Genomic DNA, 14867 nt, shown 5'->3' on the forward strand with positions numbered 1-14867 from the left:
TACAATGTCATTTGAAATTTTACGGTAATTGGCGGACGACCAGCTCTGCATATAGCATTGCTAACCAAATCAAAGATTTGGAGCACTGCTTAAATGGTCGTCCCTACAGTGCGGCATTTTAAATTGACGCGTAATTGACGGGCTGTCGAGAACGCCAGCCCCTACAACATCGGTTATTTTTAATTCATTCGTAAGGCACGGGCCGCCAAAGGCAGCCCCTACACATAGTTACGGTATGCATAATTTACGAGGCACACGGGCGCGCGAAACGCGCCCCTACAATATGTCATTCATAATCCGTCCGCGTAAGCGGACACAATAATTATGAATTATGCATTAAATTCGCCAACACGGGTACTGCAAAGCTGAAGCCCAATGCTGCAAGGAGCTGAACCATATCGGGAGTTACCGTACTGAATACCAATTGCAGCTGCGGTATCATCACTGCTGCCGCCAGTGCCGCCACCGAAAGGAAGGCCGCACCTACAAGCTTCATATTGCCGAATGGATTCATGCGGAATATGGACTTGCGCTCTGAACGGCACTCAAATACGTGTATGAGCTGCGACACTACCAGTGTGATAAGAGCGGCGGTGCGGCAGGCTTCAACAGAGCCGCCCATACGCATGACCGTTGTGAAGCTTGCAAGTGTGGAAAGTCCGATAAATATACCGCGTATGACTATCTTCCACATAAGTCCCCCTGCGAAGAAGCCCTCACCCGAACGTCTCGGCGGACGGCTCATTATATCGCTCTCGGGCTGCTCCATACCCAGTGCCACAGCAGGAAGTCCGTCAGTGACAAGGTTAACAAGGAGTATCTGCACAGGCAGGAGCACCACAGGCATTCCCATTATCATGCCCAGGAACATAGTCAGAACCTCGCCTATATTGCAGGACAGGAGATACCTCACGAACTTCCGAATATTTGCATAAACGCACCGTCCCTGCTCAACTGCATTCACGAGAGTTGCAAGGTTGTCGTCCATTAGTATCACATCTGCCGCCTGCTTTGTCACGTCAGTTCCCGTAACGCCCATAGCTACGCCCACATCGGCTTCCTTTACCGCAGGAGCGTCGTTCACGCCGTCACCTGTCATAGTCACTATCTCGCCGCGCCGCTTGAAGCTCTTTACTATTCGCAGCTTATGTACGGGCTCGACACGGGCGAATACTGTATATTTCCCGATATCACGGTCAAGCTCCTCGTCTGTAAGCTTATCCAGTTCCGCACCTGTTATAGCCTTTCCGCCTTTGAGAAGTCCTGCTTTCTTAGCAACTGCCACGGCGGTATTTTTATGGTCGCCCGTTATCATCACAGTCTTTACGGAGGCAGAAGCGCATTTGCGTATAGCGGTCTTTGCTTCCTCACGGGGCGGATCTGTCATGCCTGCAAAGCCTAAAAATACAAGGTTTCCGCGGTCAGGGTCGAAGTTCTCGGAGGTACATACCGCAAGCGCAAGGACTCTCAGTGCCTTGTCTGACATATCCGCAGCCCTTTCCTCAAGCTCTCTGCGGACTGCCGCCGTCATGGGAGAAGCTTTGCCGTTTTCGTCCATATACTGTGAACATCTCGGCAGCAGCACTTCCTCTGCGCCCTTAAAGTAAATGCGCTTTTCACTTCCCCACTGACAATGCACAGCCATGAAGCGTGTCTCGCTGTCAAAGGGATATTCCTCAATAACACGGCAGCTTCCCGACAGAGACTCCCTTGTGATACCTGCCTTTGCAGCAGCGATGAGCAGGGCGGCTTCTGTAGGATCACCTGTTACCTTCCATTCACCCTTACCTGCAAGTGTACCTCTGTTGCGGCTCTTCGGAGCTTCATGCGCACTTATCTCAGCCGTAGAGCAGACTACTCCGCACCGCAGAGCTTCCGTGAGAGCCTTTTCGGTCATAGGGTTTACAGCGATATTATCCCCTTTGGTAACTGCTCCGCTTACTCTGTAGCCCATACCGCTGAAACCATAATTTTCCGACACTGTGGAAAGCTCCGTAACTGTCATCTTGTTCTCGGTGATAGTCCCCGTTTTGTCGGAGCAAATCACCGATGTGCAGCCAAGTGTCTCTACGCTGTGGAGCTTATTTACAAGGGCTTTCTGCTTCAGCATACGGCTCACTGCCAGTGCAAGGGCTATAGTCACCGTTGCAGGCAGTCCCTCGGGAATTGCGGCTATTGCTATGGTTATGCCCGTCATCAGCATATCAAAGGCATTTTCACCCCTGAGCACTCCTGCTCCGAAAACTGCCGCACACACCACAAGGCATATTATGGCTACTATCTTTCCAAGCTCCGCAAGACGCTTTTGCAGGGGAGTGGCTTCGCTGTCGATATCCGTCAGCATCTCAGAAATCCTGCCCATTTGGGTATTTTTTCCCGTTGCTATTATCTCCGCGCGGCAGGTACCCTTTGTTGCGGAAGCTCCGCAGTAGACTATATTCGGCTTGTTAAGTGAGTTGTCCCTGTCGGTGGTATCACCTGCGGTCTTGCCGACTGCCGTGGACTCACCAGTGAGTATGGACTCATCGGTGAAAAAGCCTGCCGCTTTCAGTACAACACCGTCCGCAGGTATGCGGTCGCCTGCTTCAAGCTCGATGATATCTCCCGTCACAAGCTTTGCTGCGTCTATTTCCGTAAGCTTGCCGTCACGCCAGCATTTAGCCGTGGGAGAGGTCATGGAGCGCAGGGCTTCGAGAGTATGCTCTGTGCGGTACTCCTGAACGAAGCCCAGTATCGCGTTGAGCAGCACTATGAGTATTATTGTCACCGCGTCGGTTATCTCTCCAAGGAGTACGGATACCACAGTTGCCGCAAGAAGTATCATCACCATTACGTCTTTGAACTGCCCCAGAAATATTTTCACAGGAACTGCTTTCCTGCTCTCTCCGAATACGTTTTCACCCTCGGTCCTGAGCCTTTCGGCTGCTTCCTTTTCAGTAAGTCCCATATCTTCACCCTTTCGCGTAGCTTTGTCCTTACATCATATGCCAGTCCCTCTTTTATTATGACTGATTTAGTGGTTAGTGATCAGTGCTTAGTGAGTAGTAAGTAGTGAGTAGATTTGTAGTAGGGGCTGCCTGTGGCAGTCCGTGCCTTACAATGCAAGCAACAGTAAACCATTTGTAGGGGCGAACAGTGTTCGCCCGTCAGTTACGCATAAAACACAAATAATACAATGTAGGGACGACCATTTAAGCAGTGCTCCAAATCTTTGATTTGGTTAGCAATGCTATATGCAGAGCTGGTCGTCCGCGCCGCAATTGATTTTGTATGTTTGCGGACGCGCAATGCGTAATTATAAAAAACGGGCCGCCGAAGGCAGCCCCTACAGCCTAAAGGCTAATGGCGGATAATACCCGCCATTACTTACATCTTGTTCGTGTCATTAATTACGTAAGGAACACGGGCGCAGGTCATGCGCCCCTACATTCTAATCACTACGCACTAACAACTTGCGGAACGCCGAGGGCAGCGTTCTCTACACTATGCATTACTCACTAACCACTAACAACTAAACCGGTTGCACCGGTGGAAAAAATATGCTATAATCAAGGTGTAAATAACATAAGGTAGTGATATTTTTGTTCCTGAAAAATCTTATATTCAGTCTCAACGCCACTGTGCCCGTATTCCTGATGATGATATTCGGCTGGTTCGTACACAGAGTTAAACTCCTTGACGACCACTCAACGGCGCAGATAAATAAATTCGTATTCCGAACACTTCTCCCTGCGCTCCTGTTCATGGATCTTTCTACTGCGGATTTTCGCTCCGTATGGGACGGCAGGTTCGTACTGTTCTGTATGTGTGCAACTCTCCTCAGCGTAGGCATTGCAGTGCTTTACTCGATCTTTACAAAAGAACGCTCGGAACGCGGTGAAGTGATACAGGCTTCTTACCGAAGCAGTGCCGCTATACTCGGCATAGCCTTCGTCAACAATATCTACGGTCATTCCACTATGGCGGCTCTGATGATAGTTGGAACTGTACCGCTTTACAACATCATAGCCGTGACAACTCTTGCCGTGACCTCTCCCGACAAGGACAAAAGCAAAGGCAAGAAAGCACTTGCTCTCAGCACATTCAAAAGCATTGCCACGAACCCCATTATCCTCGGCATTATCGTCGGTATCACATGGTCGCTGCTGAAAATACCGCAGCCCGTCATACTCAGCAAATCCGTTACATATCTGGGCAATATGGCTACTCCTCTTTCGCTCATAGCTTTAGGAGCTTCTGTGAAATTCGGCGAAGCAAAGGGAAAGCTGCCTGTTACGGCAGGCATAGCCTTTATCAAGCTCATTCTGTTCTGTTCGATATTCCTGCCTGTGGCTATAAAGCTGGGATTTCGCGGTGAAAAGCTCATCGCTATACTGGTAATGCTCGGCAGCGCGACTACGGGAAGCTGCTTCGTAATGGCAAAAAACCTCGGTCACAAAGGCACTGTTACAGCCTTTGCGGTCATGCTCACCACTCTGTGCAGCGCGTTCACGCTGACAGGCTGGCTGTTCATACTGAAAACACTTGATTATATCTAAGGAGTGATACCATGCCATACTGCACACAATGCGGCAGACAACTCCGTGACGGAGAAAAATGCGACTGCACATCATCTGCGCCAAGGCAGGGCTACAGCAATGCTCAGCAGCCATATATAAACGGATATCCGCAGCAATACGGACAGAATATGAACCGCGGTATGCAATATCCTCCGCCGCCGAACTATCCGCCGCCTTATGAGCCGTATCCCTATCAGTACATATCCTATCCGCCTGCAAAAAAGAGCAATGCATGGATATGGGCGATAATCATACCCGTTGCAATATTCATAGCTATAACCATTGCTATCTTAGTACCTGCTTTCAGGCAGGCAAGGGAGAAAGTCAGCCAGACAGACGCAAACAGCTACGCTTACAATATCAGCAAAACAAGCGGACAAATACTTTCCGAACTGAACAAAGAGGAAGAAAATATCAAGGGACTCTATATCATAAGCTCGGATACCGAGTCAAATGTGGCAGTTCCTTTCGATACGGGAATTTTCTACGAGCGTATGAAAGAATACTTCGACGGCGCAAATGAGCGCGAGTACTTCATCATAGTCAGAAACGGCAAGGTCGAGTATACAGCCGCTTCTAAAAGCTGGACAGACCGCTCAGAAGCTGTGGCAAGCTATCCGTCAGGCAAAACAACTGCCAAACGCTATAACCTCAGCGGATACAGCACTAAAGAAAGAGAGTCCGATACCCTTGATATCCTGTACTGGGACGCATACGACCAGATATTCTCAGAGAAAAGTGATTAGTTATTAGTGGTTAGTGAATAGTGATCAGAATTGCAGGGGCGCACAGTGTGCGCCCCTAACATTACGATGCAATTATGCTTAAACCATGTGTATGGGCTGCCTGTGGCAGCCCGTTTTTTATAATTACGCATTGCGCGTCCGCAAACATACAAAATCAATCGCGGCGCGGACGACCGATGGTCGTCCCTACAAGTTTCAATTCCAATTATGCATAAATCACTGGCGGATAATATCCGCCCCTACTAAGCACTAATCACTAACCACTAATTGACTTTTTTGTATATTTACAATTTTCTGGTGCATAATAACTCCGAAACGGAGGTATTATCATGGCTAAACGTATCGACAGGGGAGTTTTTCAGCTTGAGACTCCCGTAAAAATAGAAAGCTACGCATCTGTTGTGGGTGAAAAAGAAGGACAAGGTCCGCTCGGCAGCTGCTTCGATGAAGTGGTCAGCGACAGCCACTTCGGAAAGGCTACTTGGGAACAGGCAGAAAGCCGCTTTCAGCTCGAAGCTGTGGGGCTCGCTCTGCGAAAGGCTCAGCTCACCGAAAATGACATCGACATCATCTGCGCAGGCGACCTCATAAACCAGTGCATAGGCTCGGCTTACAGCATGAGAGAGCTGGCTATCCCCTTTCTCGGACTATACGGTGCCTGCTCCACTATGGCTGAGGGGCTTCTCATAGCTTCAATACTCACCGACTGCGGTATTGCGGAACACGCGGCTGCCGTGACCTCTTCCCACTTCTCAACGGCTGAGAGACAGTTCCGCTTTCCCCTCTCCTACGGCGGTCAGCGTACTCCCACAGCTCAATGGACCTGTACCGCTTCAGGAGCCGTCATACTCTCTCGTGAGAAAGGCTCTGCCACTGTGAAAGGCGGCTGCATCGGCAGGATAGCCGACCTTGATATCTGCGACATAAACAATATGGGCAGCGCAATGGCTCCTGCTGCCGCCGATACTATCTCACGCTACCTGTCGGCAACGGGGACTACCCCTGCGGATTATGACTTCATTATCACGGGCGACTTAGGGCTTGTGGGCAGTAAACTCCTCCTCGATATCCTTATGAAACATGGCATTGATATCTCAGCTCGGCACCGCGACTGCGGCGCAATGATATTCGATCCCGACTCTCAGGACACTCACTGCGGCGGTTCGGGCTGCGGGTGCGGAGCAAGTGTGCTTTGCGGAAACTTCCTGCCGCTCCTCGAAAACGGAGAAGTACACGATATACTCTTTGCAGCTACAGGTGCGCTCATGTCACCCATGTCAATGCAGCAGGGCGAAAGCATACCTGCTATCTCACATTTAGTCCATATAAGAAAGGAACGATAATATGCTTCTGGATATCCTTAAAGCTTTCCTTGTGGGCGGTGCTGTGTGCGCCGTAGGACAGTTCCTTATAGACTTTACAAAACTCACACCTGCACGTATACTCACGGGCTTCGTCATCACAGGCGTGATCCTTTCCGCCCTCGGACTTTACGAACCATTTGCGGACTTCGCAGGCGCAGGAGCTACAGTGCCCCTGACGGGCTTCGGCCATCTCCTTGCCGAGGGTATAAGAAAGACCATCGAAAATGATGGTCTGCTTGGTATATTCACAGGCGGTCTTACCGCAGCAGCAGGCGGTGTCACCGCTGCACTTCTCTTCGGACTGATCGCTTCTTTCCTGTTCAGGCAAAAGGATAGATCCTGAACAGTTATTTTATCAGAGTACCGTGATAGTGACATTCATATATCACTTCACCCTTGTACGCTATCACTTCGTACCCCTGAAACCACCCGAAGTCGCCCTTGACTGTGCTTTTGTAGGTGTAGTCTCCGTTACTGTACTCGGCAGGTCCGCGGAAAGGCTTGTCCGTTGGGACGCGCAGGAGTGCCTCTTTCAGAAAATCACCGCTGAAAGGTGCTCCTATGACCTGCCCTGCGTAATTCATGCTCCAGTAGGGCTTGCCGCTTATCCATATGGCTTCCTCGCCTGCGAACTGCGCACCGCCGAGGTATGTATCGAGGTATCCGAGCTCCCCCTCTGTGTACTCCAGATCGTGAGACTCGGTACGCGAGGAGACGGTCTCCGCCCCCTTTCCTGCATATGTCGCCTTTTTCGCACGTATCAGAAACGACGTTATTTCATCTCTTTCCATTTGTTTCCTCCCAGATCAAAAAATTCATTACATTGATTTTATCATATATCAGCAGTGTTGTCAATCCGTCCGTTGTAAAATATGCTCCCTAAAAATATAAGCAAAGCTTCTATTTTGTGCAAGTCTACAAAACAATAATTTTTTTGGCGTTTATGCTTGACTTTTCACCAATTCTGTAATATAATAATTTAGTCGCAGGTGACGGCAATAAAAATGTGGCGGCATAGCTCAGTTGGCTAGAGTACTCGGTTCATACCCGATTGGTCGTTGGTTCGAATCCTACTGCCGCTACCATTATGGCCCGTTGGTCAAGAGGTTAAGACATCGCCCTTTCACGGCGGAATCATGGGTTCAATTCCCGTACGGGTCACTTTTGACGATGCTCGGAAACAGCGTAATATCGCCGTTTCCGAGTTTTTCTTTTTTCTGAAAATCCGCTTTGTTCTTTATCTGTTCATTATTCATGAATTGCGGATTTTTGAGCCAGAGGTCATGAACCTTTTGGCTCATTTTTATTTGTGCGAAAATTGAGCGCCGAGCTAACCGCATCTGAGACTTTTGCTCTGGATTCTTCCAACATATGACAATAAATGTTGCTCGTTGTAGAAACCGTCGAGTGCCCCAACGCCCCCGAGACCGTCACGATGTCCACACCCTGGTTGACAAGGAGCGATGCGAACAGATGTCTGAAACTGTGCAAGCCATAGAATGGAAGATCGTGCTTCTCACAGAACTCACCAAGCCAGAAATAAGGTGTGCCGTTCTGCATAGGTTCACCGTTCCATTTAGTATAGAGCCTGTCGGTCTCAACCCACTTGTCTCCGAATTTAAGCGCCTGCTCGTCCTGTTCTGCCTTGTACTCTTTCAGCATATCCATGATTTCCTGCGGAAATTTGAGAGTTCTCTGCGACTTACGGGTTTTAGTGGTGTCGGTATAAACGCCTTTCTTCGCAGTATAATTGCTCGTTCTGCGGACGCTGATGATGTTGTTCTCGAAGTCCACATCTTTCCATTCCAGTCCCAACATCTCACCACGGCGGAAACCGCTGTAGATCATCAGGTTGAAGAATGTGCGGTACTTCAAGGGCTCATCGTTCAGCAGAGAAAGAAATTTCTGCACCTGTTCGTGCGTATAGATCTTCTTCTCGGTCTGCTCGTTCTTAGGGAGCGTGACCTTTGAACAGGGATTGTCGCTGACTACGCCCATTTTCACAGCGTAGGCGAACACATCAGACACAAAACTGAGGTTATGCCTGATTGTTTTCGGTGCGAGAGGTTTACCGGTACGCTCGTTTGCACCATCCTTTGAGAGCGAGTTCACGAATGCCTGAATCTGTCTCGGATTGATCTTATCCATTCTCAGGTGACCGATAGCAGAGTACACCCTCTTGCGGAGCTGGAGCATACGCTCGTATGTAGTATTGCGGAGATTCAGCTTTGCATACTCCTCAAACCACTCTTCTGCGAATACCTCAAACTTGATAGCCTTGCTCTGATAGCCTTTGTTGCAGACTTCTTCAAACATGACTGCCTGACGGTTTAACTCCTTTTCAATCTGCTTTGCTGTCATTTTCGGCTCAGGCTTCCAAGTCATGGACTGGATAACCTGCTTGCCTTTGCTGTCGTAGCCACAGCTCACCCTGATAGAGTAACTGTCGCCGCGCTTCTGTATATTTGCCATAATATACCTCCTCGGTATTATCACAGCATACCTTTCCAATACCAATTGTAACGCAATATATACGCATTGTCAAGGTATGCAGATACGACTCGCCATAAGACGAGCCGTTAGAAACATCATTATTTTTGAAAATAGTGTAGGAAATCTGCTTTGTTAACCAAATATTTGCTACGCTTTCCGTCTCCCGTGCGGACAGCCTTTATTCTACCTTGATGAACGAGCTGACGAACCATATGAGTCGATATCCCTTCAACCAAAGCAGCACACTCTGGAATAGATAGCATTTCCACGGGTTTATCTTTCACACAATCGCCTCTACCATCCAATATTGCCTGCAGCGTAACAAGCTGCTCAAACATTGAATTAATTATTTCATTTGCCTTTTCCATTTTTTAACCTCCAATAAATTTTTATGTACGAGCAGCTTATGGCTGCTCGTCTTCTTCAGTATCATTTTTAATCTCTGCAGCAGGCTCAAACACAACCGTTTTGCCCCTGAGAGTATTTATGACGTTCTCATTGCGATAACGGCTCCAGAATGGTCCTTTGTCAAAGCACTCCCCCTGCTGAAGGAAATCGACCTCCTCCTTGCCACAGTTGAAATAGTTCGCTGCACGTTTGAGATCATCTGCCTTCGGGTGGTAGCTACGTAATCTTCCACAGTTGCCTACAACCTTACCGAACTGAACGTTGGGATCAGGAAATGACTGTGAAGCCATAAGTATAGTGATGCCGTGCTTCCCCCCCTTACGGAGAAGGACGTTTACTGCGCCTTTTTCGTGAAGATACAGGTCCTGCGCCTCGTCAATCACAACAGTATACCTTGAAGAAGGAAAGCACTGCTTATAACCGTAGATGCTCTCGAGCATCATATCGATGATCTCCGAGCCTTTACCAACGCTGTCAGCACCTGTTGATATGACAATGATAGGCTTGTCCTGTGCCTTGACGAATTCGCCCCAGTTATTCTTGCTGACTGGCATATCCACAAGATCCTCGATTATCGTTTTCAGCTTCAGACAGAGTTTTCTGTGAGCTTCATCCATTACCGGTTCACCGTCATCGTTGCAGCTGATATACTCGATGTAATTAATAATATCTTCGATTTTCATATCCGGATCCTTTTTCATCTGTCTCAGCAAACAATTGACCGCGATTTTAAGTATCGGCTCCTGATAACTACCGAGCGATTTAGTCATCATTGCGTAGATCCTGAAAATGCGTTCTCTTTCCTCCTTGAGTGTCCGGCATCCGCGAAGATCAAGCAGATTGACGGGAACACCATCCTCATAGACGTTCCAAAAGGAGAAGTACTTCGATCTTAGCTCCTTGCCAATATGCTTATCAACTTCTTCCGGAGAGAATCCACCAGTCTGGTCGAATATGAGAACCGCGTCAGCACCCTCTATTTCAACCATCTGAACCGCTCTGTTGGTCATGGCGAAGGTCTTTCCTGAGCGCGTGTATCCAAAGTATACTTCATGGAAGTTATCATCCATGTCTGGATTGAACACATATCCAGCGACTCTTGTGCCGTCTGCGTTATACAGTACAGGAACGAATCCGTCAGGGTATTCGCCTATGTTGAACCAATACTCATTATTGATGATATCATCGACATATGCCTTTGCCTCGGCATTCAACACCGAACTTTTATAAGAGAATACTTCAACATCCTCAATTAATCCTTCGCCAAATGCAACTTTGAGCTTCCTCTTGTTGGTATGTTGAGCTATAAGCATACCTTTTTCTTTCGCGTGCTTATTCATTTTTGTAACACTCCCTGCTGGTGTTTTCGGTATGATTACATTTTTAAGTGTGTCACCACTTAAGTTAATTGATTTGTCTTCAGTTCTGAAGAACGCTGTGTATCCATCGTCAGAATAGAATAGAGGACCGAACTGCATAGACAATTTCAGTTCTTTACTGAGAATTGTATTGCTTACTGCCGACTTAAAGCTATTGCAGTACAAGTCGGTCATCGTTAATCTTGAAGACGCCTCAGACATTAACCAACGAATTACACCTCTAAAATCTGAATCTGTAACGACGCCCAGTCTCTCCAAAATATGCGCAGTAGCCAGAGTCATTTTCATTATATCTGTAACTACAACATTGCTGAAGGTGCTGACTATGTGACGAGCAACTTTTATTCCGTCGCGAACAAGCTGTTTTGCAGTGTCAGGGTTGTTGTAGAGATACTCCTTAAAGGAATAATCTAACATACCAGCCAAACGCTGTAAAACAGGCACATTTTTTGAGACTATATCCTCGCTGCAGTTGATGTAATACACAGGATAATCGTCAGGAATTCTCTCTGGAATATCGGTAAGTATCACGATGATCTTACGAGTTCCGTCTTCATCGCCGTTCTCACCATTGATGTCCCACATTATTTCCTTAAAGGCATTATCAAGAGAAGTGCCTTCATCGAAAATACCCGAAAATGTGAAGAGCACTGTGACGTCGTTTGCTGCTGAAAGCTCTTTTCTTACCTTCGGAATGCGATCGGTAAGCGCCTGCACAACCGTGGACGAATAGTTCTTTCTCTTCGTAAGAGCGATAGCCGTTTCTCTCTCGGCATCATTAGTATACGAAATTGAAAAGCCACAATCTGGATGAAGCCCTTCCGCCTCAAACCATGGAAGAAGAAGGCTTTCAGTACGAACTATAGTTGCAATCTTGGCTTCCAAACAGTTCGGCATAGCCTTACGATAGATTGCCACCATATCCTTGAGCGGAAGAGCATGAGCAACCATTTTGTGATCTCTGACTTCCTGAGGAAACAGTTCTTCCAGACCTGGTATTACTGACTCAGAGGATATGTATGTCGTCACGCCATTTTGCAGCTTAATACCTCCTGCGTGCTTGGGAATTGTCAGAAACTTTTTATTGGGGCATTCACGAAGAGAACGCAAGAAGCTTTCATAGTGCCTTTTAACGCTGACGTTTATTCCCTTCCTTGCGAAGGGTGTCTGTCTGCGGAAGGTCTCTTCGCTGATTTCTCCATTCGGAAAACGTAACGGCTTTTTCACGCCCTTAAGGAATACGTCGATTTCCTCACATTTTCCATATGCGATAGGATTACAAATTAACACGAGTGTCGCCGATTCCTTCCAGGCTAACTTGCGCTTACCTGTTTTATGGTTGACCTCCTGATACTCGAGGCTATACGGGCTCTTGATTAACGAGGTTTCCTCGTATAGCGGATCTGTTTCCACTGAATCAGGAATAAAATCATCAGATAGCAACGTGACACCATCAATAATATAAGTATCGCTTATTAGAGGAGATGCGGAGGATAACTCCACACCCTCTTTTCTGATTCCTTCTTCCTGAAGCAGTTTTAATACCTCAAGTTGAAACTCTTCTCTGTGTGCATTAAAGCGCTTCTCTTCGTTTATGCTTGCCTTTTGATCAGCTCTTTTTTCTATAAGCTCATCAAGCTCACGTGCTTTCTGACTCGCGTATTCCACATCGCAGCCGCAATCACAAACGAAATCGAAACTTGAGTTTGACTCCATTTCTATTCCTCCTATTATAGTACTATTTTGCAGTTACCTCGCCTTAAGATTTTGATTTAAAAGGCTTCAGAATTCCTGCTGATAATATTATAGATTATATTTCAATTTCTGAAAAGGAAATACATTTTCTCCCCCTATATATATATATATCCATATTTAAAAAAAACAAGCACCATGCCATTACTCAACATGGTGCTTGTTCAGCATATTTATATTTAAAACGAGAAATTATATTTCTCGGCAGATTCAACAAAGTTTAGACAGCGTCATCTGTTTCTTGTTTTTAAGCGTCAAAGCGTATAGGAGAAAGGTGAAAATCTTCTTCTAAGATCCTATCCCATTCGTTCAATGGTAAGTCAGTATTCAAAAGCAACCATTCATACGCAATCTTTTTTATACCAATATCAGGTATTCCTCCAACCGATTTTTCTATTAAAAACATGCTTACTTTAGGACCTGTTTCACATGCTAGGCAAATCAGCATAGCTTTTTCGATTGTAATATTAGCAGATCCGTTACGGTAATTTTGAATAGTTTTATCATCACATCCTAAAAACTCAGCTAAATATTTTTTCTTAAGCTTTGTTTCTTTGAAATCTTCATCTATAATCTTTTTATTATCCATTATATATACCAATGCTTCTGAAAATGTAGTAACTCCATCTTTTACCATCTCATCGTATAATATTTTATCATTCTGAAGAAATAATGCTCTTTTATGTTTATACTCAACTATTGTTTCATTTTTATTACTATCGAAACGAACTCGTTTATTTTTATCAATTAAGGAACATAAATACTCTTGTATGTAATAATTATAATTTTGAAAAGCGGACGCATTATAATATGCATTGAACCTTACACAGCATTCATCAGCGTGTTTCATAGCATAGTCGGAAAGAACATATTTATTTTTTCCATTGTTTATGAAATGCCGAATATACTTGGCATTATATATACATACAACAGCTCCTGTGTACACACAGATATTACTTTTTATCAAATCCTCAAAATCTTTGTTCTCGCGCAGTAGTTGTTCATATTTTGATTGATCAATTATGAACGTTTCGTCCTCTTTTAATGTACCATGAGTAAATGTAAACGCAGGATAATGACAATCGTCTACTTTTACACATGTACCATCGGCAAAATCATAGCCGAGTTGCATTAGGCGCTTCTTCACAATTTCACGAGAAACGTTAAACTTCAATTCAAAATCTTCAACCATGGACTGATAGTAAATACCATCGCGAGTAATGCCTTTTGAATTGTTTTCATATTCGGCTATAGCCTGTTCAACAAGATGTTTCGGCATAGCTAATCGTATAGAAAGCTCATTTGCCTGGCCTTCAGCAATCCAATAGGCTTTATCGGCAATTGTCATATTACCATCAAAATTAGGCAGATCAACCGAGCAGTTCATAGTCTCAAAGCTGTCTTCAAGCATATGACGCAGGATAAAATAGCTCTGATGCATAGCCCAGTGAACGAGCTCATGACAGAAAGTAATAACATCGTCGTACTTATTGCCTTTATAATAATAATTATAGTTAAGAAGTATTGCACCTCGTGGAATAGGCGTATTCTCGTACTTATCAATTATAGGGTATTTTGAGGAATCATATATTGTTGCAGTAGACTCTTTTAAATAAAGCCTGCCAAAACAATTGTCGGGGAGATCAGCATACCACAACTTCAAACCTACCCATTCTTTTATCCTTACAACTGGGAAAGAATACTTCTGTTTTGGATTTAATAGATAATCAGGGCAATACTTTTCATAGAACTCCTCAGCTATGTCTTCAAGATTATCAGCAGAAATAATAGGTAACATGAAAAGCGACTCTACAGTTTCTTTTTGAAGTTGCTCCTCAGTCACTTCCACGATATTAATTATATGCAAATCTGATAATCTACTTATAACATTGCCGCATAACGATATATTATAATAATGAAGAGAATCAGCCCCTCCATTGCTGCTGATAAGTATAGCCGACACGCCTATCGTTATAGTAAGCATTCCTTGGTCAAATGACTTCCATACCAAGGTGTGAATCTCGATATCGTTTATGCTATAGCTGGCATTAGCACATGAAATTGCCATAATATGATTTGTTAGCCCTTGAATAATAACTTCCAAATTATTTAGGCGAATATAATCTTTTAAGCTTTTATATTTTCTCATAGTATTCTCCTCTATCA

At 45.6% G+C, this 14867-nt stretch carries 10 protein-coding genes and 2 tRNA genes; 6 read left to right on the forward strand and 6 right to left on the reverse strand.

What is annotated here, in order from left to right; translation table 11 throughout:
* Positions 1 to 322: 322 nt before the first annotated feature.
* Entirely contained in the window at positions 323 to 2947 is a 2625-nt protein-coding gene (locus tag BLW60_RS05230; RefSeq protein ID WP_074714953.1) for a cation-translocating P-type ATPase, read from the reverse strand.
* Positions 2948 to 3572: 625 nt separating this feature from the next.
* Here BLW60_RS05230 and BLW60_RS05235 point away from each other — a divergent pair.
* From BLW60_RS05235 to spoVAE, 4 genes are all read left to right on the forward strand, one after another.
* Positions 3573 to 4538, forward strand: a complete 966-nt coding sequence (locus BLW60_RS05235) for an AEC family transporter (protein ID WP_347496391.1) — start codon at positions 3573 to 3575, stop codon at positions 4536 to 4538.
* An 11-nt stretch (positions 4539 to 4549) separates the two neighbouring features.
* Positions 4550 to 5305 (forward strand): hypothetical protein, encoded by a 756-nt coding sequence (locus BLW60_RS05240; protein ID WP_074714955.1) that lies wholly within the window; start codon positions 4550 to 4552, stop codon positions 5303 to 5305.
* A 329-nt stretch (positions 5306 to 5634) separates the two neighbouring features.
* Positions 5635 to 6648: a stage V sporulation protein AD gene (locus tag BLW60_RS05245; protein ID WP_074714958.1), complete on the forward strand. Its 1014-nt coding sequence runs from the start codon at positions 5635 to 5637 to the stop codon at positions 6646 to 6648.
* A gap of 1 nt (position 6649) precedes the next feature.
* Positions 6650 to 7012: a stage V sporulation protein AE gene (gene spoVAE, locus BLW60_RS05250; RefSeq protein WP_074714961.1), complete on the forward strand. Its 363-nt coding sequence runs from the start codon at positions 6650 to 6652 to the stop codon at positions 7010 to 7012.
* A 4-nt stretch (positions 7013 to 7016) separates the two neighbouring features.
* Here spoVAE and BLW60_RS05255 read toward each other — a convergent pair whose 3' ends face one another.
* Complete coding sequence (locus tag BLW60_RS05255) at positions 7017 to 7460, reverse strand: DUF5680 domain-containing protein (RefSeq protein WP_074714964.1); 444 nt, start codon at positions 7458 to 7460, stop codon at positions 7017 to 7019.
* A gap of 217 nt (positions 7461 to 7677) precedes the next feature.
* Between BLW60_RS05255 and BLW60_RS05260 the strand changes: the two genes are divergently transcribed.
* Positions 7678 to 7754: transfer RNA gene (locus BLW60_RS05260), tRNA-Met, on the forward strand.
* A 4-nt stretch (positions 7755 to 7758) separates the two neighbouring features.
* Positions 7759 to 7830: transfer RNA gene (locus BLW60_RS05265), tRNA-Glu, on the forward strand.
* Between the two features lie 120 nt (positions 7831 to 7950).
* Here BLW60_RS05265 and BLW60_RS05270 read toward each other — a convergent pair.
* The 4 genes from BLW60_RS05270 to BLW60_RS05285 form a co-directional block, all read right to left on the reverse strand.
* Positions 7951 to 9141 (reverse strand): tyrosine-type recombinase/integrase, encoded by a 1191-nt coding sequence (locus tag BLW60_RS05270; protein ID WP_074714967.1) that lies wholly within the window; start codon positions 9139 to 9141, stop codon positions 7951 to 7953.
* Between the two features lie 119 nt (positions 9142 to 9260).
* Complete coding sequence (locus BLW60_RS05275; RefSeq protein ID WP_074714969.1) at positions 9261 to 9530, reverse strand: helix-turn-helix domain-containing protein; 270 nt, start codon at positions 9528 to 9530, stop codon at positions 9261 to 9263.
* A 36-nt stretch (positions 9531 to 9566) separates the two neighbouring features.
* Positions 9567 to 12665 carry an ATP-binding protein gene (locus BLW60_RS05280; protein ID WP_074714973.1) on the reverse strand — a complete coding sequence of 1033 codons (3099 nt, stop codon included), beginning with the start codon at positions 12663 to 12665 and terminating at the stop codon, positions 9567 to 9569.
* A 283-nt stretch (positions 12666 to 12948) separates the two neighbouring features.
* Positions 12949 to 14850, reverse strand: a complete 1902-nt coding sequence (locus BLW60_RS05285) for an ImmA/IrrE family metallo-endopeptidase (protein WP_074714976.1) — start codon at positions 14848 to 14850, stop codon at positions 12949 to 12951.
* Positions 14851 to 14867 lie beyond the last annotated feature (17 nt).

Source organism: Ruminococcus flavefaciens, from assembly GCF_900108555.1.
GTDB classification, from domain to species: domain Bacteria; phylum Bacillota; class Clostridia; order Oscillospirales; family Ruminococcaceae; genus Ruminococcus; species Ruminococcus flavefaciens_P.

Bases quoted from the DNA above. Each gene is read 5' to 3' on its own strand.
- BLW60_RS05230 (WP_074714953.1), bottom strand. From the start codon at position 2,947: ATGGGACTTACTGAAAAGGAAGCAGCCGAAAGGCTCAGGACCGAGGGT.
- BLW60_RS05240 (WP_074714955.1), top strand. From the start codon at position 4,550: ATGCCATACTGCACACAATGCGGCAGACAACTCCGTGACGGAGAAAAA.
- BLW60_RS05245 (WP_074714958.1), top strand. From the start codon at position 5,635: ATGGCTAAACGTATCGACAGGGGAGTTTTTCAGCTTGAGACTCCCGTA.
- spoVAE (WP_074714961.1), top strand. From the start codon at position 6,650: ATGCTTCTGGATATCCTTAAAGCTTTCCTTGTGGGCGGTGCTGTGTGC.
- BLW60_RS05255 (WP_074714964.1), bottom strand. From the start codon at position 7,460: ATGGAAAGAGATGAAATAACGTCGTTTCTGATACGTGCGAAAAAGGCG.
- BLW60_RS05270 (WP_074714967.1), bottom strand. From the start codon at position 9,141: ATGGCAAATATACAGAAGCGCGGCGACAGTTACTCTATCAGGGTGAGC.
- BLW60_RS05275 (WP_074714969.1), bottom strand. From the start codon at position 9,530: ATGGAAAAGGCAAATGAAATAATTAATTCAATGTTTGAGCAGCTTGTT.
- BLW60_RS05280 (WP_074714973.1), bottom strand. From the start codon at position 12,665: ATGGAGTCAAACTCAAGTTTCGATTTCGTTTGTGATTGCGGCTGCGAT.
- BLW60_RS05285 (WP_074714976.1), bottom strand. From the start codon at position 14,850: ATGAGAAAATATAAAAGCTTAAAAGATTATATTCGCCTAAATAATTTG.